Annotated in this window: 23 protein-coding genes and 1 other annotated feature; of the genes, 10 read left to right on the top strand and 13 right to left on the bottom strand. The window is 36.8% G+C overall.

Annotated elements, in window-relative coordinates; genetic code table 11:
- The first annotated feature begins 110 nt into the window (after nt 1-110).
- On the top strand, nt 111-1,295 hold the full coding sequence (locus AB3219_RS02160; RefSeq protein ID WP_367369266.1) for a cellulose biosynthesis cyclic di-GMP-binding regulatory protein BcsB: 1,185 nt from the start codon (nt 111-113) through the stop codon (nt 1,293-1,295).
- The gene (locus AB3219_RS02155; protein WP_260365401.1) at nt 1,285-2,142 is read left to right on the top strand and encodes a diguanylate cyclase domain-containing protein; all 858 of its coding nucleotides are present in this window, start codon (nt 1,285-1,287) and stop codon (nt 2,140-2,142) included. The genes AB3219_RS02160 and AB3219_RS02155 overlap by 11 nt, the downstream gene beginning before the upstream one ends.
- Before the next feature lie 325 nt (nt 2,143-2,467).
- On the opposite strand, the gene AB3219_RS02150 is transcribed toward AB3219_RS02155, so the two are convergent.
- The 8 genes from AB3219_RS02150 to AB3219_RS02115 form a co-directional block, all read right to left on the bottom strand.
- The gene (locus AB3219_RS02150) at nt 2,468-2,899 is read right to left on the bottom strand and encodes a GtrA family protein (protein ID WP_260365400.1); all 432 of its coding nucleotides are present in this window, start codon (nt 2,897-2,899) and stop codon (nt 2,468-2,470) included.
- 22 nt (nt 2,900-2,921) lie between these two features.
- A complete protein-coding gene (locus AB3219_RS02145; protein ID WP_216753288.1) occupies nt 2,922-4,892 on the bottom strand; it encodes a hypothetical protein in 1,971 nt (656 codons plus the stop codon).
- 6 nt (nt 4,893-4,898) lie between these two features.
- A complete protein-coding gene (locus tag AB3219_RS02140) occupies nt 4,899-5,840 on the bottom strand; it encodes a glycosyltransferase family 2 protein (RefSeq protein WP_216753287.1) in 942 nt (313 codons plus the stop codon).
- A 70-nt stretch (nt 5,841-5,910) separates the two neighbouring features.
- The gene (locus AB3219_RS02135; RefSeq protein WP_260365399.1) at nt 5,911-6,555 is read right to left on the bottom strand and encodes a phosphatase PAP2 family protein; all 645 of its coding nucleotides are present in this window, start codon (nt 6,553-6,555) and stop codon (nt 5,911-5,913) included.
- Nucleotides 6,533-7,192 carry a VTT domain-containing protein gene (locus tag AB3219_RS02130; RefSeq protein ID WP_216753285.1) on the bottom strand — a complete coding sequence of 220 codons (660 nt, stop codon included), beginning with the start codon at nt 7,190-7,192 and terminating at the stop codon, nt 6,533-6,535. The genes AB3219_RS02135 and AB3219_RS02130 overlap by 23 nt, the downstream gene beginning before the upstream one ends.
- Nucleotides 7,193-7,217: 25 nt before the next feature.
- Nucleotides 7,218-7,913 (bottom strand): hypothetical protein, encoded by a 696-nt coding sequence (locus AB3219_RS02125; protein WP_216753284.1) that lies wholly within the window; start codon nt 7,911-7,913, stop codon nt 7,218-7,220.
- Nucleotides 7,914-8,231: 318 nt separating this feature from the next.
- Nucleotides 8,232-9,593: a sensor histidine kinase gene (locus AB3219_RS02120; RefSeq protein ID WP_367369265.1), complete on the bottom strand. Its 1,362-nt coding sequence runs from the start codon at nt 9,591-9,593 to the stop codon at nt 8,232-8,234.
- Nucleotides 9,594-9,623: 30 nt separating this feature from the next.
- Nucleotides 9,624-10,322, bottom strand: coding sequence for a response regulator transcription factor (locus AB3219_RS02115; protein ID WP_216753282.1), 699 nt, complete (start codon nt 10,320-10,322; stop codon nt 9,624-9,626).
- A 631-nt stretch (nt 10,323-10,953) separates the two neighbouring features.
- Here AB3219_RS02115 and AB3219_RS02110 point away from each other — a divergent pair.
- From AB3219_RS02110 to AB3219_RS02100, 3 genes are all read left to right on the top strand, one after another.
- Nucleotides 10,954-11,979, top strand: coding sequence for an IS30 family transposase (locus AB3219_RS02110; protein WP_263794974.1), 1,026 nt, complete (start codon nt 10,954-10,956; stop codon nt 11,977-11,979).
- A 253-nt stretch (nt 11,980-12,232) separates the two neighbouring features.
- Nucleotides 12,233-12,502: a hypothetical protein gene (locus tag AB3219_RS02105; RefSeq protein ID WP_367369264.1), complete on the top strand. Its 270-nt coding sequence runs from the start codon at nt 12,233-12,235 to the stop codon at nt 12,500-12,502.
- 10 nt (nt 12,503-12,512) lie between these two features.
- A complete protein-coding gene (locus AB3219_RS02100) occupies nt 12,513-14,456 on the top strand; it encodes a hypothetical protein (protein WP_367369263.1) in 1,944 nt (647 codons plus the stop codon).
- Nucleotides 14,457-14,460: 4 nt separating this feature from the next.
- On the opposite strand, the gene AB3219_RS02095 is transcribed toward AB3219_RS02100, so the two are convergent.
- The 4 genes from AB3219_RS02095 to AB3219_RS02080 all read right to left on the bottom strand — a co-directional run bounded on the left by AB3219_RS02095 (nt 14,461) and on the right by AB3219_RS02080 (nt 16,739).
- Nucleotides 14,461-14,871 (bottom strand): peptide deformylase, encoded by a 411-nt coding sequence (locus AB3219_RS02095; protein ID WP_216753279.1) that lies wholly within the window; start codon nt 14,869-14,871, stop codon nt 14,461-14,463.
- 73 nt (nt 14,872-14,944) lie between these two features.
- Nucleotides 14,945-15,742, bottom strand: a complete 798-nt coding sequence (locus tag AB3219_RS02090) for a Cof-type HAD-IIB family hydrolase (RefSeq protein WP_367369262.1) — start codon at nt 15,740-15,742, stop codon at nt 14,945-14,947.
- A 108-nt stretch (nt 15,743-15,850) separates the two neighbouring features.
- Entirely contained in the window at nt 15,851-16,207 is a 357-nt protein-coding gene (locus AB3219_RS02085) for a helix-turn-helix domain-containing protein (protein ID WP_367369261.1), read from the bottom strand.
- A gap of 70 nt (nt 16,208-16,277) precedes the next feature.
- Nucleotides 16,278-16,739, bottom strand: coding sequence for an AraC family ligand binding domain-containing protein (locus AB3219_RS02080; protein ID WP_367369260.1), 462 nt, complete (start codon nt 16,737-16,739; stop codon nt 16,278-16,280).
- 186 nt (nt 16,740-16,925) lie between these two features.
- Between AB3219_RS02080 and AB3219_RS02075 the strand changes: the two genes are divergently transcribed.
- Both AB3219_RS02075 and AB3219_RS02070 read left to right on the top strand, forming a co-directional pair.
- Nucleotides 16,926-17,738 (top strand): Cof-type HAD-IIB family hydrolase, encoded by an 813-nt coding sequence (locus tag AB3219_RS02075; protein WP_216753276.1) that lies wholly within the window; start codon nt 16,926-16,928, stop codon nt 17,736-17,738.
- Between the two features lie 73 nt (nt 17,739-17,811).
- Nucleotides 17,812-18,058: a binding site (T-box leader), on the top strand.
- 56 nt (nt 18,059-18,114) lie between these two features.
- Nucleotides 18,115-19,230, top strand: a complete 1,116-nt coding sequence (locus AB3219_RS02070; RefSeq protein ID WP_216753275.1) for a 5-methyltetrahydropteroyltriglutamate--homocysteine S-methyltransferase — start codon at nt 18,115-18,117, stop codon at nt 19,228-19,230.
- Nucleotides 19,231-19,322: 92 nt separating this feature from the next.
- Here the strand turns inward: AB3219_RS02070 and AB3219_RS02065 are convergent, their stop codons facing one another.
- A complete protein-coding gene (locus AB3219_RS02065; RefSeq protein WP_057807412.1) occupies nt 19,323-19,598 on the bottom strand; it encodes a bacteriocin immunity protein in 276 nt (91 codons plus the stop codon).
- A 153-nt stretch (nt 19,599-19,751) separates the two neighbouring features.
- Here AB3219_RS02065 and AB3219_RS02060 point away from each other — a divergent pair, with 153 nt between their 5' ends.
- The 3 genes from AB3219_RS02060 (at nt 19,752) to AB3219_RS02050 (ending at nt 22,326) form a co-directional block, all read left to right on the top strand.
- Nucleotides 19,752-20,204: a MarR family winged helix-turn-helix transcriptional regulator gene (locus AB3219_RS02060; RefSeq protein ID WP_216753274.1), complete on the top strand. Its 453-nt coding sequence runs from the start codon at nt 19,752-19,754 to the stop codon at nt 20,202-20,204.
- 1 nt (nt 20,205) lies between these two features.
- Nucleotides 20,206-20,727 (top strand): GNAT family N-acetyltransferase, encoded by a 522-nt coding sequence (locus AB3219_RS02055; protein ID WP_216753273.1) that lies wholly within the window; start codon nt 20,206-20,208, stop codon nt 20,725-20,727.
- Nucleotides 20,728-20,961: 234 nt separating this feature from the next.
- Nucleotides 20,962-22,326, top strand: a complete 1,365-nt coding sequence (locus tag AB3219_RS02050; protein ID WP_216753272.1) for a sugar porter family MFS transporter — start codon at nt 20,962-20,964, stop codon at nt 22,324-22,326.
- Nucleotides 22,327-22,330: the final 4 nt, after the last annotated feature.

Genomic DNA, 22,330 nt, shown 5'->3' with positions numbered 1-22,330 from the left:
AAGCAATCATTAAGACCTATTATTCAAAAGGAAAACATTACTTAATTGTCACGTCTCAAAAAGCAAGTTTGTTGAAGAAGGCAGCCCGATTTGTAGCTAATGCCGAGTTAATGAACGAGGTTAATAGATCCACTGAAACAGTGACTAAAAATACGGCGACTTTTAGTTCATCTTTACATGACGATGATTATTATCATTTGACGACTAAAACTGATCAAATTCTGGGAGCAGGACACCGCGAGAGCAGTTATTTAATCAGTTTGCCTAATGATCGTTCTAACGCAGATGGTTCGCAAGTTACCCTCCATTTTCGCTACAGTAAAAATCTTAACTTTAAACGTTCATTAGTGACCGTGGCGGTTAATAACACGACCTTAGGAAGTAAAAAGCTTACTGCGATCAATGCAAACAATGATACGCTCACTTTAAAAGTTCCCAAGGGGACGTCATTAGGAAACAGTTTTGTTGTTCGTGTGGCATTTGATTTAGAAATGAATGACCAATCTAGTTCAGATAATAGTCAGACACCGTGGGCGGAAGTTAATTCTCAATCTAAAATGTTGGTTAAATCACAAAGAAGCAATGATTTACTGCTGACTAACTATCCAACGTTATTTATCAAAAATGAAACGTATAACAATATTGCAGCGATAATTCCGGCAAAACTAACAACGGATGATTTTAAAACACTGACAAATGTTTTTAATCTCATTGGGAGTTTTGCAAAGAGCAATACGGGAAGTATTCAGTTTTATACCAAACAACCCCATAAACAGACACTTGCCAATAAAAATGTGATTGTGATCGGGACGCCTGAAAACAACACGATGATTAAAAAATTAAATCCACACTTATATTTTCAATACAATCATGCCTTTACTGGTTTCAAGTCGAATGAAAAGTTGAGTATCGAAAAGGCGTACGGCAAAACGATTGGCACCGCCCAATTATTACGGTCTCCTTATAATGATAAACGGGGAATGATGGTTGTTACAGGTGCTAGTTCACAGGGTGTTTATTTAGCTTCAACACAAATTAATTTTCAAAAAAATATTCAACAATACACGGGTGATGCAATTGTTGTCGATCCGAATAATGCTCATTATGGCTATCGATTTAAGAAAAATAAGGCAATTGATAAAACTTTAGCAACCAAGCGGACGTTTAGTCAACATTCACAACTGATTATTTATTTAGGAGTTGCGGTAATTGTTTTGCTTCTGGTGGGGATGGCAACATTTTTCACCTTACGTAAACAGGGTTTGTTAGAAAAGAGGCGCACAGATGACAAGTAACGATGATCAAAAATCCGTTTTATATACAGATGTTTGCTTACTATTGTTCTTAGCCTTAATTGGTATTATGGCCATTTTGATGGCACTTACTGGTCATGTTTTATTGAACACAATTTTTCTGTTCTGTACGTTAGCGGTTCTCTTAATCACTTACTTTTTTGGTATTATTGCTAGTTTGATAACTAACTTGGGATTTATTGCACTTCAAACAATTATCGTGATATATCAGTATTTGGATGGCACGCAAACAATTCCTTGGGGATTAACCTATTGGATGATACTTCCCTTGTTACTTTCTGTGACGCTTTATTTTATGACGAAAAATCAAGTTAAACTGCAAAAGATTAATGGTGCGTTACGCGCTAATATTATTGAACAAGGTGCCTTTGACGATGAAACTAAATTGCGTACGACGGTTGCGTATATGGAGGATGCTGCCGTATTTATTGAGACCAATAAGCGATTTAAACTCCCGGTAACCACGATTATTGTTAAGATCAGATATTTTAATGACCTTAAACGAATGATGGGACCAGAGCAATTAAGAAATCTTTTGAAGCTAACGTCAAATGTGATTAAACAAGCAACTCGTGATAATGATATTACGTATTTATTGAATAATGAGGATCCAACCTGGGCAATTTTATTGTTTACGGACACAGATGGGGCGCAGATTGCGGCTAACCGTATTAAACAGGCATTTGATAAACAGTTAAATAATAGTTCTCTGGCTTCTTTGGCGATCGCCATGGTCGTAGGAGTGGCCACTTGGAACCCTGAAGAAATGAAAAATCCCCATGACTTGATTGATGCCGGCGTACGAAAAACACAGTATGACGTGCAATAAAGTTAGTTAAACTGTTTAATAGCAGTAACCAAAGGTTGAAAGTACAAAAATATTTATGTCAACAAAATTAGATTAAATTGCCGTCTTCCAGCCCAAATTTGCTGGGAGACGGCAATTTAATCTAATTTTGTTACCATGAGCGTTTTTGTATCAGGCAACAAGATGCATTTTTGTGGTTTTAACTTTCAGTAATTAATTAAAAAACCTGCAGTTGAAATTTCCTTCAACTGCAGGTTTTTTAAACAATAAGTTAATTATTAAGGGGAGTACTTTTAATACCACCACATCCGACAACCATCCACCCTGAACCTAATTGAATATGAAATTATTTACTTAATATACTTTTCGCATTTCTAAAAATGAAAACTTTACTAAACACGTAATTAATAACGACAATCAGAACGTTATCGATAATCTTTACAATGAGAGGATTACCACTTAATAGTGAAATTCCAGTCCACATAATAACGACATCGAAACCAAGAGATAAAATTCTAAAAAAGAAAAACGAACTTACCTCGCGAACAAACGTCTGTGTATCAGTCGTTTTTGAATTAAAAACCCACCGTTTATTGGTAATATAAGCAAACAGAACGGATAAGAACCAAGCAATGACGTTTGAAATCTGATAATTCCAACCCGTTGTGCTATTTAAAACGGTAAATACAACAATGTTAATTAGTGTCGTCAGACCACCGAAAAAGAGGTAACTAAGCACACTATAGTAGCGGGTGACTAAATTTTTGAGTTGTTTCATAAATGTATCCTCCAATTCTATTTTAAGATTTTACTTTTGTACTAAATGTGTAAAGCAATGACGAATAGTTTTGTTTTTGACCATTCATTCTAAGAGAGTACGGAGCTAATTTATATCTTTGAGTCCGAACAATCTGGATTTTTTGTGCTTTTGGATACTTATTTTTAAGCTTAAGTTCATAGGTACCTCTGGCAAATTTACCGTGGGCCATTAAGTAAGTCGTGCTTCTTTTCAGTGGGTAGGACTTATGGGTACTTAACGAAATTAAACTACCACTTAAATGGGTTCCCTTTAACACATCAACCGAAACTTTCGTCACTGGTTGATTTATTTTTACGTTTTGTGAAACCACTTCGTTTGTTTTCAGTGTTGTCAGTTTGGCCTTATATTGCATCGACATCTGACTTCTTTGAGTGGCCATGACAACTTTTTGAGGTCGAACCAGTGAGAGCGTTTCAGTAAGAAAAATAACTACCGCCACACCAGCAGTACCACCAGTTATGAGCCCTCGTTTCCAGGTTGCTAAAGATTTTGTTACTTTTGAAGTATCTGGAGTTGGAACGGCATTAATCAAAAACAATAGTGGCAACAAGGATTGACCATAACGACTTTCAGCTTCCCAAATTAAGGCGTGAAACATGAGGTAACCAACGCATAGGACAACGGCCAAATCAATAACTGGTTGTTTTGTCGAGACAGGTTTGATTAACATTACCAGGCATTTAAATAAGGCTAAGGCATAAAGAAATATGAAACTAACTCGCATAATTAAGGATCCCAACATATGCCAAAGAATCTGTACTTTAGGTGAAACGTTGGGAGACTCAATCAGGCCACCCGTATATGATTTTTGTACGTTACCTACGTTTAGCAAAATTCCAACTTTAATGAACCACCGTTCAAATACTTTTCGAATTCCAAGATTTTTAATGCGTTTAGGTAAAGCTGTTTGAAGATATTTTTTTCTTGCAGACAGTGTTGAAAGTGACTCCATTTTTGTAACAGCCGAACCAGCATAAGTTCCGCGTGATTTTGGCGAATAACTCATCCAAATCCAACTTGTTGATGGTAATTCGTATTTAGGATTGTGCGTAAAATGAGTAGTCTGTTCAATTCCTTTTTGTGTCGGAAAACTAGCGGCAAAGCTAGCAAGAATAATTGCAAACGGTAGTAGGTAACGAATAAATTGTTTCCGATCACGAATGAAAAGAACCGCTAATAAGATAATGACGGCCACGGCAAAGACGATTAGATTAGGTTTAACAAGTTGTCCGATGAGAATAAGCATAAACAAACTAATCCCGTATCCTACTTTGCCTTTTTTTGAAAGGATGGGCCATTTCAATAAGATGTTAAAAGTAAGTAACAAACATAGCAAAATTGGTAAATCTGAATAAAAAACGCGTAAATAGTAAGTATAGGCAAAAGGACTAATCAAAAAGAAAAGCAAGATCGTCATAACTAAACTATTTTTCTTGCTAATTCGACGAATGGTAAACAAACTAACACCGATAAAACTATCCAAGAAGATCAACGAAAGTATATGAATAGCAAAGTTGGTGGTCATTCCAAACAGATTTGTGAACTTCAACCATTGACCTAATAAAAAGGCAAGAGAGACATTGTTTGGGTAACGCCAAAAGTAGGTAGAAACTCCCCAATTGTAATTATTTCTGCTCAGTAATTCGGCCTGTGATAATGTCCGAAATGAGTCGTGAATAATAGTGACTGGCAAATAATTTAGAATCAGTAATTGAACAATTAAGATTAAGCCAAGTCCGCCAATTAGAAGGTGGGTCATCAAGTTCTTTGATATTTGATTGGTAAAATTTCTGAAAATTGGCCATACAAATGCTAAAACGGAACAGGCGATTACAACCAAACAGCTTAGTTTGATGTTTTTGGGATAAATAATATTTGAAATAATGCCAATTACTAATCCACCGGCTAAAATCAATGGAAATATTTTAAAAATTGAAATTTTTTTCGTCATCGGCAATTACCCGATTTTTGTTTCAATCGTAAATCGTGGTCGTTTTTTGGCCTCGGTTGTAAGTTTACCAATGTACTCACCAATAACACCTAAACTGATCATTTGGAAACCACCTAAGATCCAAATGGAAATCATTAATGAAGACCAACCATGAATGGCTAATCCCAACCATTTAACAGTAACTGAGTAAACTAAGGCAATAATACCTAACAGACTGGCAAAAATTCCTAACAGTAATACAGCTCGAACAGGGGCAATTGAAAGAGAACTGATACCATCCCATGCAAAGGCTAACATCTTTTTTAGTGGATATTTAGATTCACCGGCTAAACGTGGGGTGCGTTTGTAATAAACTTTATCGGATTTGAAACCCAACATTGGAATGATGCCACGAATGAACAAATTGCGTTCTTTGTATTGAAGCAAAGTTTGGACAGCCCGTTTTGACATTAATCGAAAGTCCGCATGATTTTGAACTAGTTTGACTCCAAGAAGATTTAAAGTTTTGTAATAACCTACAGCAGTTGTGCGTTTGAACCACGAATCAGAGTCCCGATTATTACGAACACCATATACGATGTCTGTACCGGTCGTGAACTTCTTAATCATGGTTGGAATTGCATCGGGATCATCTTGTAAATCGGCATCAATTGTAACCACCACATCGGCTGTCTTTATGGCTTCTTGCATACCGGCAATTAAAGCATTTTGATGACCAAAATTACGACTGAACTTGAGACCCTTAATGTGAGTATTTTGCCGATTAGTATCGGCAATAATTTGCCAGGTACGATCTTTAGAACCATCGTCCACAATTAAAATATCAGAGCTTTGATCTAGTAATTGGTCGTGAACTAAATTCTGTTCGATTTTAAACAAACGTTGCAGAGTAGAAGGTAACACCTCTTCTTCGTTAAATGCTGGAATAACGATTGTTAATTTTTTCATGATTCATTCTTCTTTCTTATGTTTTGACGATTTTAAATTACTTTAAAGGGATGGAATAAGTTTTTTTAAATTAGATAAATCGTGATTGATAACTGTAATGAAGATAGCCTTCATACATACAGGTCCAACAAGATAAAGCTAACAAGAGGCTAGCTAAAACATCGGATGGAAAGTGATTGCGTAAGTAAATTCGGGAAAAAGCAACCAAGCAGAACCAAATTACAGTCAATACGGCAAGAACAAACTGTTTCTTTTGATTTTTGATATCTGGTAAAACGATAAACAAAATTGTGAGACATAACAGTGCCGTACTAAAGGTGTGACCACTAGGGTAACTGAACCCGGTATCTGGAATTAATTGTTTAGTAGGACGAACGCGTTGAACAAATTCTTTTACAAAAAATGCAATTGCATCTCCAAGTAATTGGGTAATTAATATCCAAATTGCAGTTTTTCGATTGCGAGTGTGCCAAAAGAACAAGGCTATCCCCAGAGTTAGGACGATATCCACTAATGGACTGCCCATAAAGGTAATAATGGCAAAAATATTTGTTTGTATTGGATTAACAATTTTCTGAATGATTTGCTGAATGCTGGTATCAAATAGATTTAATTTTGTAGAATTTAGCATGACTGCAAACGTCAATGCCAAAAACAATAAAAATGAAGTGACTCCAGCAATGGTCCAATTTCTACTCTTCCGTATTTGAATCAATTTTGGTCCCCTTTCTTTTGAGCAACACCAACATGGCAGGTATCAAGGATATTAAAACAATTGCCAACATTATTAATTCAAAATGAGCTTTTACAAGAGGAATATTTCCAAAAAAGTATCCAGATAAAACGGCAACGGATACCCAAGCTACGCCACCAAGAATGTTGTATGAAATAAATCGTCGGTAATGCATTTTGCTAACACCTGCTGTAAACGGAATAAAGCTTCTAATGATCGGGACAAAACGCCCTAGAAAAATAGCACCACTGCCGTGTTTCTTAAAGAAAAGTTCTGCCTCGTGTAAATACTTGGGTTTTATAAACCGTTGCCACTTGGGGCTTGTTAAATGACTACTTAATCTTTGACCAATCTCAAAGTTGACGGTATCACCTGCAATTGCTGCAATTGATAAGAGGACAATTAAGATAATGTGGTTTAGAGAGTGAGTGGTCATTGCGGCAATTGAGCCACTTAAGAACAAAAGTGAATCGCCTGGTAAAAATGGGAAAACCACCAAACCAGTTTCAATAAAAACGATGGCAAACAGACCAATGTAGACTAACGAACCGTATTGCGCAATTAAACTGGGTAATAAGTGATTCATGTTTAAAATAGAAGCTAATAAAGTGGTTATCATAGAAATTCCTCTTTTCTCTATTTCATTAAATGCTGAAATTTTGAACTAATATCATTTGTGATGCATTATCTTCGGCTAAAAAATGTTGTGCTAAAAATGGTTCAACCAAGCCACCGAATAGAAAACCCACACTAATCATTAATAAAAAGGAAATGATTAATTGGCGTGTACTGATCATTTGGCGTAAGACGGTTATGGAAAAAAAGGCAAGTAAGCCAACGATTAACAAAATACTTTTGAATGCTGAGCTTTGACTACTTGCTAATAGCCAATCAATGGAGGTGAAAACTAAAGTTGTGGCAAAAATATACGTAATTTGAACTGGATAATGAATCGTGAGCATTTGAAAATGCTGATTAATTACTAAGAAGATCAAAATAATGCTTACGCCAGCTAATAACGAACCATATGGTAATTCCAAACTTTCGTGCCAGGATTGAACTAGCGAGGTGCTTACACTGGTAATCACAACGGTATTAATGAAATAGGTTAGTGATTGATTGGAATTTTTTTGCCAATAATCATTTAAAATGGCAAGCAAAGAAATAATGGCAATCAACAAAGTAACGGGACGAGAAAGAATCAAAACTAAGAAATTTGCAATTAAGCAGCCAAGAATCATCGCGCCAAAAACCAGAAAATTTGTTTTGAATGAAACTGACGATGATTTGAAAAAATTATGAAATTTAGTTTTTAAAAAATGTTGTTGCCTTTCTATCATGTGAAATTCGCACCTCGCTTTCTTGAGCATCCTTATCATATTTGATGAACTAGGTTGAAAAAAGATAGTCAAAATAAAGTGAAAATGAGATTTTTTCAGAATCTGATAGAATACGTAAGAAACGTTGATATAGAGGGACTTTAAATAAGAATTTCTCAAAATTTATTTATGAAAGCACAAAAAAAGATTGAAAATTTAATTTTTCAATCTTCTAAATGATATAAAAACTGCCTTGTTAGGGCAGTTTATTTATTTTTTTAAATCTTTCGTCATATTGAGTGATCTAAATGGTTAAAAACGTTGGAGGCTGAACGTTCTTTAGTTTTTAAACTTTAAAGTAAAAATGGTACCGTGCGGTTTATTAGATGTAAAGGTTAATTCAGCGTGATTCAAATCAGCCAGTTGTTTTGCAATTGCTAATCCCAATCCGGTTCCTGGAATTGATCCGCGGATGTCGCTGCTACGATAGAATCTTTCAAATATATGTTGAGCATCTTCTGAAGAGATTCCTTCACCTTGATCAGCAACTTCTATGGCTACGAAGTCAGTTGTTTTCTTTAAACGGAGATTAATTTTACTGGTGGAATCGGAATACTTGCCAGCGTTACTGATTAAATTAATGAGAATTTGCTCCACACTGCCTTCATGAGCAGCAATGGTAATATTTTCTGGAATGTTAGTTATAATTGTTTGTTTTAAAAGGGGCGTCATCTTTTCCTTAACCTGTACTAATGAGTTGCTAAGGTTATACTTTTCGAAATCTAGAGCCATTCGATCAGCACGAGTTAATGCTAATAATTCGTCAACTAAGTTTCCCATTTGGTGTGATTCATCATTGATGCAGTCAATTGATTTGGCAACAATTTCTGGATGCTCTTTTCCACGGCGTTTGATCAATTGAGCATGAGTTTGAATGGTTGCAATGGGTGTGCGCAATTCATGCGCAGCGTTTGAGATAAAAAGTTTTTCCTTTTCTGATTGCTTATGCAAATGCATTAATAGGCGATTAAAACTAGTGGCCAAAGTGGCAACTTCTGTAGGACTTTCTGGGACAGGCAACTGAGAGACCTGTTGTGTCATATCTGCAGAACTTTCCTCGGCACTTTTGGTTAGTTTAGTTAAGGAACCGGTAAGACGATCCGCTACAAATTGGATGTACAAGGGACTAATCAGAAGAGTCAGTAGCAAAATAGCAGCCGTTACAATAACAACTCGTTCTAGGGTGGCAAACTGTGAATTTAATTTTACCCAGAGCTTGTAATTAATACCTTTAGCATGTCCCGTTGCGTAGTAGAGAAATCCCATGTGTGGACGGTAATAGAGGTGCTTAATTAAAGGCACTTTTCGAGGCTTTGTGCTTAACAAGTCTTCTGTATCTGGTGAGTAGTAGAACTTCGTGTTCGCATCCTTACGCATATTATGTACTAATACATAACTTGTACTAGTATCAAGTGAGTTGTTTGCGCGCCAATTTTCCCAGTCGTCATCACCGTCGATATCAGTCTTTTTAAGGCTTTTAATAATGTTATTTGTACTACTTTGACTTGTTTCAAGTAATTGGTTTCCGACTGCAAAAATTGTGATAATTCCAGAAATCAGGATAATTACGGTAGTTAGTAAAACGAAACTGCGTAACATGATTGAAGCACTATTTTGTTTTAGTTTAAGTCGCTTTTTCATAGCCCAGTCCACCTTCAGACAAAGAAGAGTTTAATCATTAACGGATAATGTATATCCAATACCACGTGTTGTATGGATCAATTTTTTTGAATTTGGAAATTTATCGATCTTATTTCGTAAATAACGAATATAAACGTCTACTATATTTGGTTGACCGTCAAAGTCAACTCCCCAGACTAAATCAAGAAGTTCATCACGTGTAAAAGTCTTACCAATGTCTCTAAACATTTCTAATAAAAGTTTATATTCACGTTGTGTCAGCTGAATATGGTGATTGCCACGAGTGACCTGCCGTTTGCCGGTATCCAAACTTAAATCATCGAGTTGATAAATTGGCTTTTCTTGGGAAGTTTGAATCTGTCGTGGTCGCCGCAAAACGACTTGCATTCGTGCCAGTAATTCTTCCGTATCAAAAGGCTTGGTGACATAGTCGTCAGCACCAGTCATTAATCCAGCTACTTTGTCACCGGTATAATCGCGGGCAGTTAGCATGATAATTGGAACGTCACTTTCACGTCGAATTCGGCGAAGGACGCCAAGACCGTCCAGTTTTGGCAGCATCCAATCTAGAATTATTAAATCAATTTTATCTTGATTCTTAAAGTATGTCTCCACGGCACTAACACCATCCAGTGCTGTTAAAACTTTGTAGTCCTCAAATTGAAATTCTGAAGTTAAAGCATCAACTAAGGCCTTTTCATCCTCAACTAAGAGTACAGTTTTTGTCATTTTTAATCCCCCAAAAAAGAGTATTTATGTTTGTGTGCGAATATCTTCATTTTACTGCAAATTTAAAAATAAAAAATAGTTCAAATTAGATCTTCTTGAAATATTAGGAATGTGAGAGTAACTAGAACTAAAGGTTGAAACCACCAAAGCGTTCATGATAATAAAATTAGATTAAAATGCCGTCTTCCAGCAAATTTGGGCTGGAACGTAGTGGGCACGACTTAGAGCCGAAATACACGTCTCTAAGCTCGGCCTTTATCTAAGCGAAATCCGCTAAGATAAAGGCCGAGTTTGAAGACAAGTGTACTTCTTGGCTTCAAATCGTGCCCACCCCGTTCCAGACCGGGTGAGCCGTAGGACGGCATTTTAACCTAATTTTGTTACCGAAAACGTTTTTATATCAGGCAACGAGATGTGTTTTGGACTTTCAACCTTTAGTTGAAGTTGAAAAGATACCAGGTACTGCTACTAAATGGTCTAACTCATGTTAACGATTTTATAAAATGTTAGTTTAGTAAAATTTGCCCGATTTACAATTCAAGTGCAACACCTGATCAACTAGACCAAAAATAGACAAAATAGGCCATGGAGACCTAAACTTAAAGTGACTAAACTCAAGAAAGGAGTCTCCATGACCCAAACAAAGAATAGCACTATGTCCGGTTATCAACAACTACAACCTGAAGAAAGAGGCATGATTCAAACTTTAAGTCGCCAAAATGTTACTGTTCGTGAAATTGCTAGAGAGCTTCACAGAAGCCCTAGTACGATTAGCCGTGAGTTACATCGCGGCACGGTTAAACAACGTGATACTAACTACTTATTCTTCACTAACTACTATGCTGATGCTGGTCAAGCTGTCTATGAAAAGCATCGTTCACACTGTCATTCAAAAGGCTTATTAAAGCCGTGTAAATACTTTTTTAATCTCTTAACCAAGACGCTAAAAAAGCACTTTAGATCAGCTGGTGTCGATGGATTCGTCCACCAATTTCAAGCCGACTATCCGCAATTCAAATGTCCTTCGGTTCCCACGGTTTATCGTTATATTGATCAAGGCCTGTTGAACCTTCGAAATAGTGATTTGCCCAAAAAACTTAGACGACGAGTTAAGGGCAAGCACAATCATGATCGCTATAATAAGAAGATATTAGGTACTTCGATCGAAGAACGTCCTGAAAGTGTCACCAAGCGCACAGCGTTTGGCGACTGGGAAGGTGATCTAGTTAAGGGAAAACGCGTGGCTTCTGAGCCTGCCCTGCTTACTTTAACGGAACGGGTGAGCCGCTTTGAAATAATCATAAAGATCCCAGATTATCACGCACAAACTTGCTTAGAGGCTCTTCAAAAAGTCATCAATCAACATCCAGATTGGTTTAAATCTATCACTTTTGATAATGGCAGTGAATTTTCAAAGCTTGCACAAGTTAAGGGTCCTAAAATTTACTTTGCACATCCGTTCTCGCCTTGGGAACGTGGTAGTAATGAGAATGCCAACGGGTTGATTCGGGAGTATATTCCTAAAGGAAAATCATTGAAGCAGTTTACTGAAACCCAAATTGCTCAAATCCAAAATGCCATCAACGACAAGCCCCGTAAGATCCTGCACTACCTGAGTGCTAAAGCATTCAGTAAAGCTTTTAGATCAGCTTCCTAGACCAATTCCTATTTTATTTAGTAAGTGTTGCACTTGATTTGACAATTCGAGTTTAGTAAAATTTAAGAAATGGGAACCAATAATTTGATTTTGAAAAAATTCTCAATTAATACTCCAGCTTTTTCGGCAATTAAATTTAAGAATCCTTAGTTTATGAAAAAAATTCATTTTAAATTTATTTTACGATGCTTTTTTGAGGTTCGTTTTGTTTGTATAGTTTGGGTGTTTCAAAAATAAAAAGGTGGCGTGACTTATGACAAAATTATTAGATCAAGACCAAAAAATTAGAAATATTGTGGCTGCACAAATCATTAAAATTTTTTATCCTTTTGTAATTGCAAAAACTGAATGTGGTGAGTACTTAAAATTAGATTTATCGATAAATGAGAAAAAGGATCCTTTATTTTGGGAAGATTTAACTAGTATTTTAAAGGCTCATTTGTGGGGGCCAGTCGGCCGTAAATATCATCAGTTACTAGATAATGGCTGGTTAGTTGAACCCCAAATAAAGCTTTCTAATTGAGGAATTACAAATGATGACTAACATGACAATAATTTCAAAGAGTTTAAGATGGTTTGCCATGGTCTTTTTAATGTTATTAATTGTGGCAACTGCCTTTTTTTCATCGGTATTTCCAAACGGATTGTCCCATTACACAGCGATCATTATGTTGTTGGCAGCAGTAGTTATAGTGGCGGTTGGACAAAAACTAATTAGTACAATCAATCATTTTTCTCCCAAACAAAGAAAAATGGTTGTTATTGGTTTGACGGTTTTAATTATTTTAAGTCAGGTTTGGATTGCCTTTAATTTTATAGATAGTGGTCGGGCAGATTCGTTTTTTGTGAGAAATCAAGCAGTAGCTTTGGCTAGCGGGTCTTTGAACTGGAATAAATATTTTCGTGTATATGCCAATAATGTTAATGACGCCTTGTTGGTCAGTTGGTTAGTTAGGTTTACTCGCTTTTTCGGATTCAGTGATCCCTGGTTAGTGATTAATTTACTACAGTTTGCTTGGCTGGATACTGCATTGTTTGCTGGATATCGAATATTGAATAGTTGGCACAAACAGAGCGGTCAAATTATATTTGCGTTAACCTGGTTTTTATGTGCACCGTTGTATGCATATGGTGTATTTATTTATTCCGATCCAATTGTGATGCCTATTACAATCGATGTTCTGGCGCTTTGGTTAGAGTTTCAAAAACAAATTGGGAAAAAACGATTGATGTTAGTGGGTTTAATGACGTTGCTTTTGGTATTTGGCACGTTAATTAAAGCCAACATGGTGGTTGCAGTGTTAGCCTTTGTTGGCCTAATTGGTATCACCTGTTACCGAAAACAATTACGTTGGAAATGGGGAATTTTGTGGATAATTGGTCTGATTATGTGCTTAGGTTTAATGACAGGATTGATGCATACCGTGGCAAGAGATCACGGGTATCAAGCCAATTCAAATCAAACATTGCCATTTACTAGTTGGATTGCAATGAGTTTAAATCCAAACTGGGATGGCGAATATAATTATGCCGATGCGCATGCACAAATGATGTTACCAACTAAGAAGCAGAAAACACAGTCAGAAATGAAGTTAATTCAAACGCGACTTAAAAACTTTGGCATTAATGGGCTGTTAGTGCATTTTGCTTTAAAAATGAGAGTGTTTTTGACTAATGGTACATTTGGATGTTTTCAACTAACAAGTCAATGGCAAACGGCACCTGGTTGGTACATTAAAAATAAAAGTCAAATTAATTTTTGGCTAACTATTTGGACCCAGTTGCTTTACCTAAGTCTTTTAATGAATTTGATTATCATGTTTTGGTTACACAAATTTCATTTAGAGAATGGCTTTCTAGTGCTATTCGTTCTAGGACTGGGTGCTTTTCATATTGTTTTTTGGGAAGTGGAAACACGTTATGCGTTACCATTGTTACCAATTATCTTGTTGTGGTCCTCAGTAGGACAGAGTGAACTTGTAACACTGTGTTATCCAGTTCTGTCCAAGGTTAAGGGTTGGCATTTAATAATTATTGGTCTAACTTTGGCTATGCTAAGCAGTCAAAGGATAGAATTCCGGACTGTGCTGCCTTCACATATTGTGACCGAACAAAATGATGGCAAATACTTTAGCAATGTAAAAATAAAAGTTCAACCCCAGCAAACATTGACCACTCGCATAGTGGTACCTGGAGAGAACTCTAAATTGCAACTAACGCCTACTAAAAATACCAAAACAATGGTTCGAATTAGGATTAAAAAAGGACGTAAAATTTTAAAGACAACATTAGGTAATGCCTGGAAAAGGCACATCATTCATTATGGCAAACAAGCGGCGGGAATTTTGACAGTAACTATTAAGAATGTTGGGAAAACACCTGTGTTGTATGGGGATGCAAAAGCAAATTATCCAGTTGCAAGTTACCACATACAGGGACACAACAACCTTTACTTACGTTACTTTGTTTTAAAATAAAAATTTAAATTAAGATCCCTTCACAGTGGTCAACTTCGTGTTGGATGATTTGGGCAATCCAGTCCGAAAATTGTTGCTGATGTGTAATAAAATTTTGATCCTGATAGGTCACTTCAATGTGTTTGTAACGGGTGGTTGAACGTTCACCCAACAAAGAAAGGCAGCCTTCTTTTGTAGAAAAAGGACTGCTTTTTTTCGTAATGATTGGATTGATTAGGGCAACTGATAAGACGCCCATTTGGAATACAATGATTCGTTTGTTAACGCCAATCATGTTAGCAGCCATGCCTACGCAATCTGCCTGGTGGGCTTTAAGTGTATCTAGCAAATCAGTGACCGTTTGTGCATCTGCTTTGGTAGTTTTTATGGCTTTTTGAGAAAGGGTGTTTGTATTGCGATTAATTGGTTTGATCATGGTTTTCTCCTTGTTTTTGTAATCTTTTTCAGGTGATCAAGATTAGTAATAATAGGTTTAAACCAAGTTTAAGTTATTTTTGCGTTTTTAACAATTGCTCAAGGTAAACTAGAACCCCCTGGTGTTGATTGTCTGTGGTTTGATCGTTGGCAACGGCTTTAACTGCGGGTTGCGCATTTTGCATAGCTATACCCAAACCAGTTTCACGGATCATTTCTAGATCATTACCGCCATCACCAAAGGCGCACATTTCAGATAATTCAATGCCAAGAATATTACCTAATTCTTTTAAGCCAGCTGCTTTGTTTATACCAGGTTGAATGAGATCAATATCGCCGTGACCACTGCTTGTCGGTTCGGCTAGGCCAGATAATAATGATTTGAGTTGCTTGACGAGTTCATCCGTTTTTTTAGGTGGACAACCCACGGCAAATTTTACAATGTGATCATCAATTTTACTGAAGTCGGCAACAGTATCTAAATGGTAATAGAATTGGCGCATTTTGGTGATGTACGCAGGATCCTCGCTAGCCAAAATATAGGCACTCTTCTCACCACAAACAATAATTTTTAGATCTGGGATTAGAGCAAGATCATTAAGAATGTGATCGACAGTAGTTGGTGCAAAAGAATGCAAGGCATAGATTTGTTTTTGATCGCGAATGTAGGCACCATTTTCGGCAACGTAAATAGTGTCAGGATAAGTTTTAAAAAAGGATTTCAATTGAAAGTATTGGTTGCCGCTGGCTACTACAAAACGAATTCCTTGCTTATGAAGTTGTTTTTGCAAAGCTGCAAATTTTTCTTCATCATAACTCATGTCGTCGCGTAAAAATGTGCCGTCCATATCGGTTGAAACTAGTTTAATCATTTTTTCTCTCCTAATTTTTTTCGGTTGGTAACTGATGTCTTACTTTTTTGGCATCAAAAAACCTTCCATAAATTAATTACAGAAGGTAGTTTAGCATTTAAATTACGCTTACAAAGGACGTTTTTGAAAGCAACTGGTGTCAATTTTGTGGTAACGGGCATAAGTTTGCCGATAAGCAGTTGGCGTTAGACCCTTCCAAGTTTTAAAATTGCGATTCAACGTTTTGTTATTAGTGAAGCCACAGACACTAGCAATATATTTAACCGGTTTGTCAGTTTCTAACAATAACCGGCGCACGTTCATCAAACGAACCAAACGCAAATAACGATTGACTGACATCTGTAAGTTTGCGTTAAATTGTTGATTAAGTGTGGTTAAAGAAACATGAAAGCGACGGGCTAGGGTAGCACCACTGATAGATTGCGCGTAAGCATGATCGATATAATCCATAACTGTATCAGCCAAAGACTGATTGGCGTTTATATTTTGTGGCGGCAACGGAACTGTGTAGGATTGTGCTAGTTGAACCAATAATTCATAAAAAATGACTAAGTACAGATAAACGGACTAAATCAGTGGCTCCTTGAGTTAATAAATCATGAATGGCAATTAGGTGAGCTCGAATGTCAGTGTAAGCAGTCGGAGCAATTTTTGAGGCTTGAGGGCCAACTAAGGTAATCTGCCAATTCGTGCTTTCAGGCAACTGAGCCTGTAAAAAGTCGTCATCAATAATTAGGCCAAATTCTTCCCAATCGGCATTTGGAATTCCAGATGCGCTGTGAACACTACGACGATTGACAGCCCAGATATCGCCTGGACGATATTCCGCTGTTTTGCCGTCAGTCACGAACTTTAACGTGTCACCGGCAGTTAAACAGTTTAATTCAATTCCTTGATGCCAGTGTGGGGCGACATTAATGGAAGTTAAGGGACTATGTTCGTAATATTTGAATGGTAAACCAGGCATTACCTGGACGTTTTCATGTTGAATTTGCATTAAATTTCACCTCAAAAAAGCTAGTCATTTGGTTTAAAGCAGACTGTTTAAAATGTCTGTAATTACTTTTAAAAATGGTGCTTACAAGTCTCTATAATCTGCTATAGTTTGGTTATATGCAAGACTAATTGTTTAGAAAATCATTGAACTTAAAGTTTATTTGTGTAGATGTGAAAGGAGATCAACATGTCAATTCGTTTAATTGCACTTGATATTGATGATACTTTATTAGATTCAAAAGGAAAGTTATTGCCGAATACTGTTGCTACTATCAAAGCGGCGATCGCTAATGGTGTTAAAGTGGTTCTTTGCTCAGGGAGACCACTTGCCGGTGTTAAGCTATATACTGAGGCGTTGGGAATCACGGGTGACGATCAGTACGCGATTACTTATAATGGTGCGGTAATTGAGTCTATTAGTGGACACGTGGTTGCCAGACATTTAGTGAATAATGCAGATTATCGAAAAATGACAAAGTATGGACAACAACACCAAATTGCGTTTAACGTTTTAGATGCAAACAGTGAAATTTATACAGCTGATCACGATGTTAATCGCATTACAGTTGTACAAGCCTGGGAAAATAGTGCTGGCATTTTAATTCGTACGCCGGATGAGTTACCAGCCGATTTTGAAATTGCCAAAGGATTATTTGTGGGTGAAAAAGACGAATTAGATGCTGTCGAAGCGGAAGTTCGGGCAACTTTTGAAAAAGACTTTTATGTAGTTCGTGCTGGTCAAAACTTCTTAGAATTAATGAATCCGGTAGTTAATAAGGGTCAAGCGTTACAGGATCTGGCCAACAATTTACATCTTAATGTGGATGAAGTGATGGCAGTGGGTGATGAAAGAAACGATATTCCAATGTTTAAGTTTGCTGGAACTGCTGTTTCTATGGGAAATGGTATTGAAGTGGCAAAACAAAATGCTGATTACGTCACAGATACCAACGACAATGACGGTTTAGCCAAAGCAATTCAAAAATTCGTGCTTAATTAGATTATTGATTTTGTCCTCGCCATCTTGACAATTTATTTTATCGTGATTAGAATTACATTAAAATCAAATTAATAAATGAACAATGAAAAGATGAGTAGTTGCGCGGTTGATTTTTAGAGAGATTCTGATTGGTGGAAAGAATCACAAACGGGCGATGAAGATGGTCTTGGAGAGAGATGTTGTTGAATCAGTGACTAGACAACATTGGGTACGCCCATTAACGCGTGAAGTATAGCAAAGCAATTTGCCGTACTTTTGAGTTGTTCAGTGTAAACTAAACAAAAATTAAAGGTGGTACCGCGAGATTAATCGTCCTTGGAATTTTTATTCCAGGGACTTTTTTATTGTTTAAATAGTAAATAGGAGTGTGTATAAGATGACAGTAAGTGTAAAAAATCAGTTTCCATATCGATACGATGAGGTTGGCAGCTTGTTACGACCAGAAGCTCTGAAAGCAGCTCGAGAAAAGTTTCACGCCCATGAGATTAGTGCCGATGATTTGAAAAAAGTTGAGGATCAAGAAATAAGTCGCATTGTTAAAAAACAAGTTGAACTTGGTTTAAAGGCAGTAACCGCCGGCGAATTTCGGCGTAGTTGGTGGCACCTAGATTTCTTTGATGGGTTGAATGGAGCTCATTTCTTCACACCTGAGAAGGGATACACGTTTAATGGTCTAGAAACACGTAAGGGCGGCATTAAGATTACAGATAAAGTTACTTATAATCCTGACCATCCATTCTTTGCAGACTTTTCCTATCTAAATAGTATTGTTCCAGAAGGAATTACGGCTAAGCAAACGATTCCGAGTCCATCGGTTCTATTTCCAAATAAGGATGCCGAAATTTTTGATGAACATTATGATTACGACTTAAATGCTTTTGTAGATGATTTAATTGTGGCGTATCAAAAAACAGTTCAACATTTTTATGATTTGGGATGTCGTTATTTACAAATCGACGATACTTCATGGGGAATGTGGGCCAGTTTTTCAAAGGGAACATTAAACCCTGAGCTGAAACCTGTAGCCGAAGCGGCTGTTCGAGCAATCAATGCAATTGCAGATAACAAGCCAGATGACTTAACCCTGACCATGCACGTTTGCCGTGGCAACTATGCTTCAACTTGGGCAGGTGCTGGTGCCTATGATCCAGTGGCTGACTATCTAGCTCAGCTTCACATTGATGGCTATTTCTTGGAATATGATGATGAACGCTCTGGTGGTTTTGAACCACTTAAGAAAATTGCTGATAATGGCCGTCACCAACGAATTGTTTTGGGGCTGGTTACTTCTAAAAAACCAGAACTTGAACCACAATCTGTTTTAAAAGCTCGAATTAAGGATGCTAGTCAGTATGTGCCATTGGATGACCTGTGTTTATCTGCCCAATGTGGTTTTGCCTCAACGGAGGAGGGCAACCATCTGAGTGAAGACGAGCAATGGAACAAACTAAAATTGGTCATTGATACAGCTAAGTCTGTGTGGTCAGACTAAAATAATGAAAAAATTCTGGCTACAGAATTGAAAATAAATTAAAATATATAAAAATGAGGTCAGGAAAAAAATTCCATACCTCATTTTTGACTTTAAAATAGATAAGCACGTCCCCAATAACTTTCAGCAAGTGAAGCAATTTCCTGATATAACGTTGTCAGTGCTTGTGGTGCAACGTATTGATGAGTGTTTAAGTATAGTGTGATTTCACGATTAAGTTTGACGCAGACAAGTTTTACTTCAACATTATTTTCCAATTCAGTTGCATAGGTTAGCAAAAGCTTTGAAATTTCTGTGTTTTGTTTGATTTTTGGATCTTTATAGGTCTCGTCGATTAAATTAAAAACGGCTTTTTGCCTTTTATTCATTTTTTCTCCCCCTAATATGTGAATAATTAAATTATACACTGAGTGGTTTAAACTAACCATTCTGATTAAGGCGAGCTTGAAGTATTCTAAAATTTATTTTGCTGTATTTGCAACAAAATGTTATACTATTTTTTATTAACCGAGGTGAGTGAAATGGCTGATGTTTTACGAGAGATCGGAACGATTGCCCGAGCACTAGATTCAATTAGTAACATTGAATTTAAACAATATGAGTTAACCAAAGGACAGTATCTTTACCTCGTGCGAATCTGTGAACATCCAGGAATCATTCAAGAACGAGTAGCCGAGATGCTTAATGTTGATCGCACCACAGCAGCGCGCGCCATTCAAAAACTCGCACAAAATGAACTGATTGAAAAAAGAATGGATGAAAACAATAAGAAAAATAAACAACTTTATCCGACAGCAAAGGGATTGAAAATTTTCCCGATTATTCAACGAGAAAACAAATATTCTACTGGTGTTGCGTTGAAAGGATTTACTGATGAAGAACGTAAAGTGGCGGAGAATTTATTATCACGAATGCGTAAAAACGTGGCAACCAATTGGAATTATGTAAAAAAGGGTAATCAACGGAGGTACTGAAATGATCAAACAAATACAATTAGTTAAGATGGATAAGAATGATTGGCAAGAATTACAAAAAGTTAGTATTGAAACTTACACAGATACTTTTGAACCTTACAATTCGCCTGAAATTATGGACGCTTATTTGACAACGGCTTATGAATCAAAAAAACTACAACGTGAATTAACGAATCCTAATTCGCGTTTTTACTTTGTTAAAGTTAATCAAGAAATAGCAGGTTACTTGAAAGTTAATGTTAAGGATGCGCAAACAGAAAAAATGGGTGATGACAGTTTAGAAGTGGAACGAATTTATATTCGCCCTCCATTTAAACATCAAGGTCTTGGAACACGGTTAATTCAAGAAGCAGAAAAATTGGCACATGAAGCACACAAGTCCAAAATTTGGTTAGGCGTCTGGGAACACAACGAACCAGCTAAGCGATTTTATGCAAAATTTGGTTTTAAACGAATTGGACAACATTCGTTTTTCATGGGCGATGATGGACAAACCGATTATTTGATGCAAAAAAAGTTATAATTCTTAACGAACGCGCAATTTCGTAGTATTGGAAATTGTGCGTTTTTATTTTTTAACTGAAGTTTGAAAAGGCAACCATGAAAACGTTTTATAGGGTGGCTTCCTTGGTAATGCCCAAATACAGTGTTACAGTTTACTTGGATGGCACTTTAAACTAGCTAGTGGAGGAGGGGAACTTTCGAAACAGAAGACTGATTTAAAGATGGCATTTTTATTTTTTAAGGGGTGATTTGTTTGCATCAGAGAACACGTAACTTACGTCATACAACCAGCGTAATTACAATCGGTGGATTGTTATTTGGTTATGACACAGGTGTGATTAACGGTGCGTTACCATTTATGTCGAGTAGGTCGCAACTTAATTTAAATGCGACGGGTCAAGGTTTAGTATCCAGTATTTTAATATTAGGAGCTGCATTAGGCTCCATGTTTACTGGGAAGGTTTCGGCCATTTATGGTCGCCACCGGGTTGTGCAATGGATTGCAAGTTTGTTTATCTTAGCAAATCTATTTTGTGCGTTGGCACCGAATGAATTAATTTTCATTCTATTTCGTTTTATTTTGGGCATTGCTGTTGGTGCAGCGTCCGAAATTATTCCGGTTTATTTATCGGAAATTTCACCAATTAATGCACGTGGCATGGTTGTGACACGCAATGATTTCAAAATTGTGTTAGGACAATTTTTTGCTTATGCCGTAAACGCGATTATTGGTGGGATGTTTACTCATGTGTTGTGGATTTGGCGAATCATGTTATTCATGGCGTCATTACCCGCCTGGATTTTATTGTTTGAGGATCGCTCGGTTCCTGAAAGTCCCATTTGGTTGTGGAAAAATGGTTATTTCAAAAAAGCTAAAGCCGTTATGTTGAAATATTTGCAACCTAAAGAAGCTAAGCAAGAAGTTCAGAATCTTCAAACTGATGAGACGGATGTTCAATCACAAAATTGGCGATCAGTCATTTTTTCGGGCAACCTGAAACTAGTTCTAATCGGTATTGGGTTGGCAATCGCTCAACAAATTACTGGTGTAAATGCCATTATGTATTATGGGACATTAATGTTAGAAAAAACAGGATTGACCCGGAGTTCTTCGCTTTATGGTAACATCATTATTGGTTTGGTTTCTGTTTTAAGTGTGGGTGTGAGTGTGCGAATCGTAGGACGCTATAAACGACGTCACTTATTGTTGGCAGGCTTAATTGGTAGTTCAACGATTTTAGCAGCTCTAAGTATTGTCACACGTTTATTAAGGGGACCAGGGCTAGTTATAACTGTATTGGCATTCATTACGTTATTCCTAATTTGCCAACAGGGATTAATCAGTCCATTGACTTGGTTAATTTTGTCGGAACTATTTCCAATTGATATTCGCGATGTTGGTATGAGTCTTTCGACGTTCTTTGTCTGGATGGCTGATTTTGCAGTTAGCTTTGTTTATCCTATTTTGATGAGTGCATTGGGTTTATCCGCAGTTTTTCGAATTTTTGCCGGCTGCGGGATGCTTTGCATCATATTCGTGTACTTAGCTGTTCCAGAAACTAAGAACAAATTATTAATAACAACTAATCAAGTAAGTAAACAAACGGAAAGTATTTAAGCTT

This window comes from Pediococcus ethanolidurans (assembly GCF_964062635.1).
Taxonomy (GTDB): Bacteria; Bacillota; Bacilli; order Lactobacillales; family Lactobacillaceae; genus Pediococcus; species Pediococcus ethanolidurans.
The sequence above is the reverse complement of the archived record's forward strand: the minus strand, read 5'-3'. Positions and strand labels throughout refer to the sequence as shown.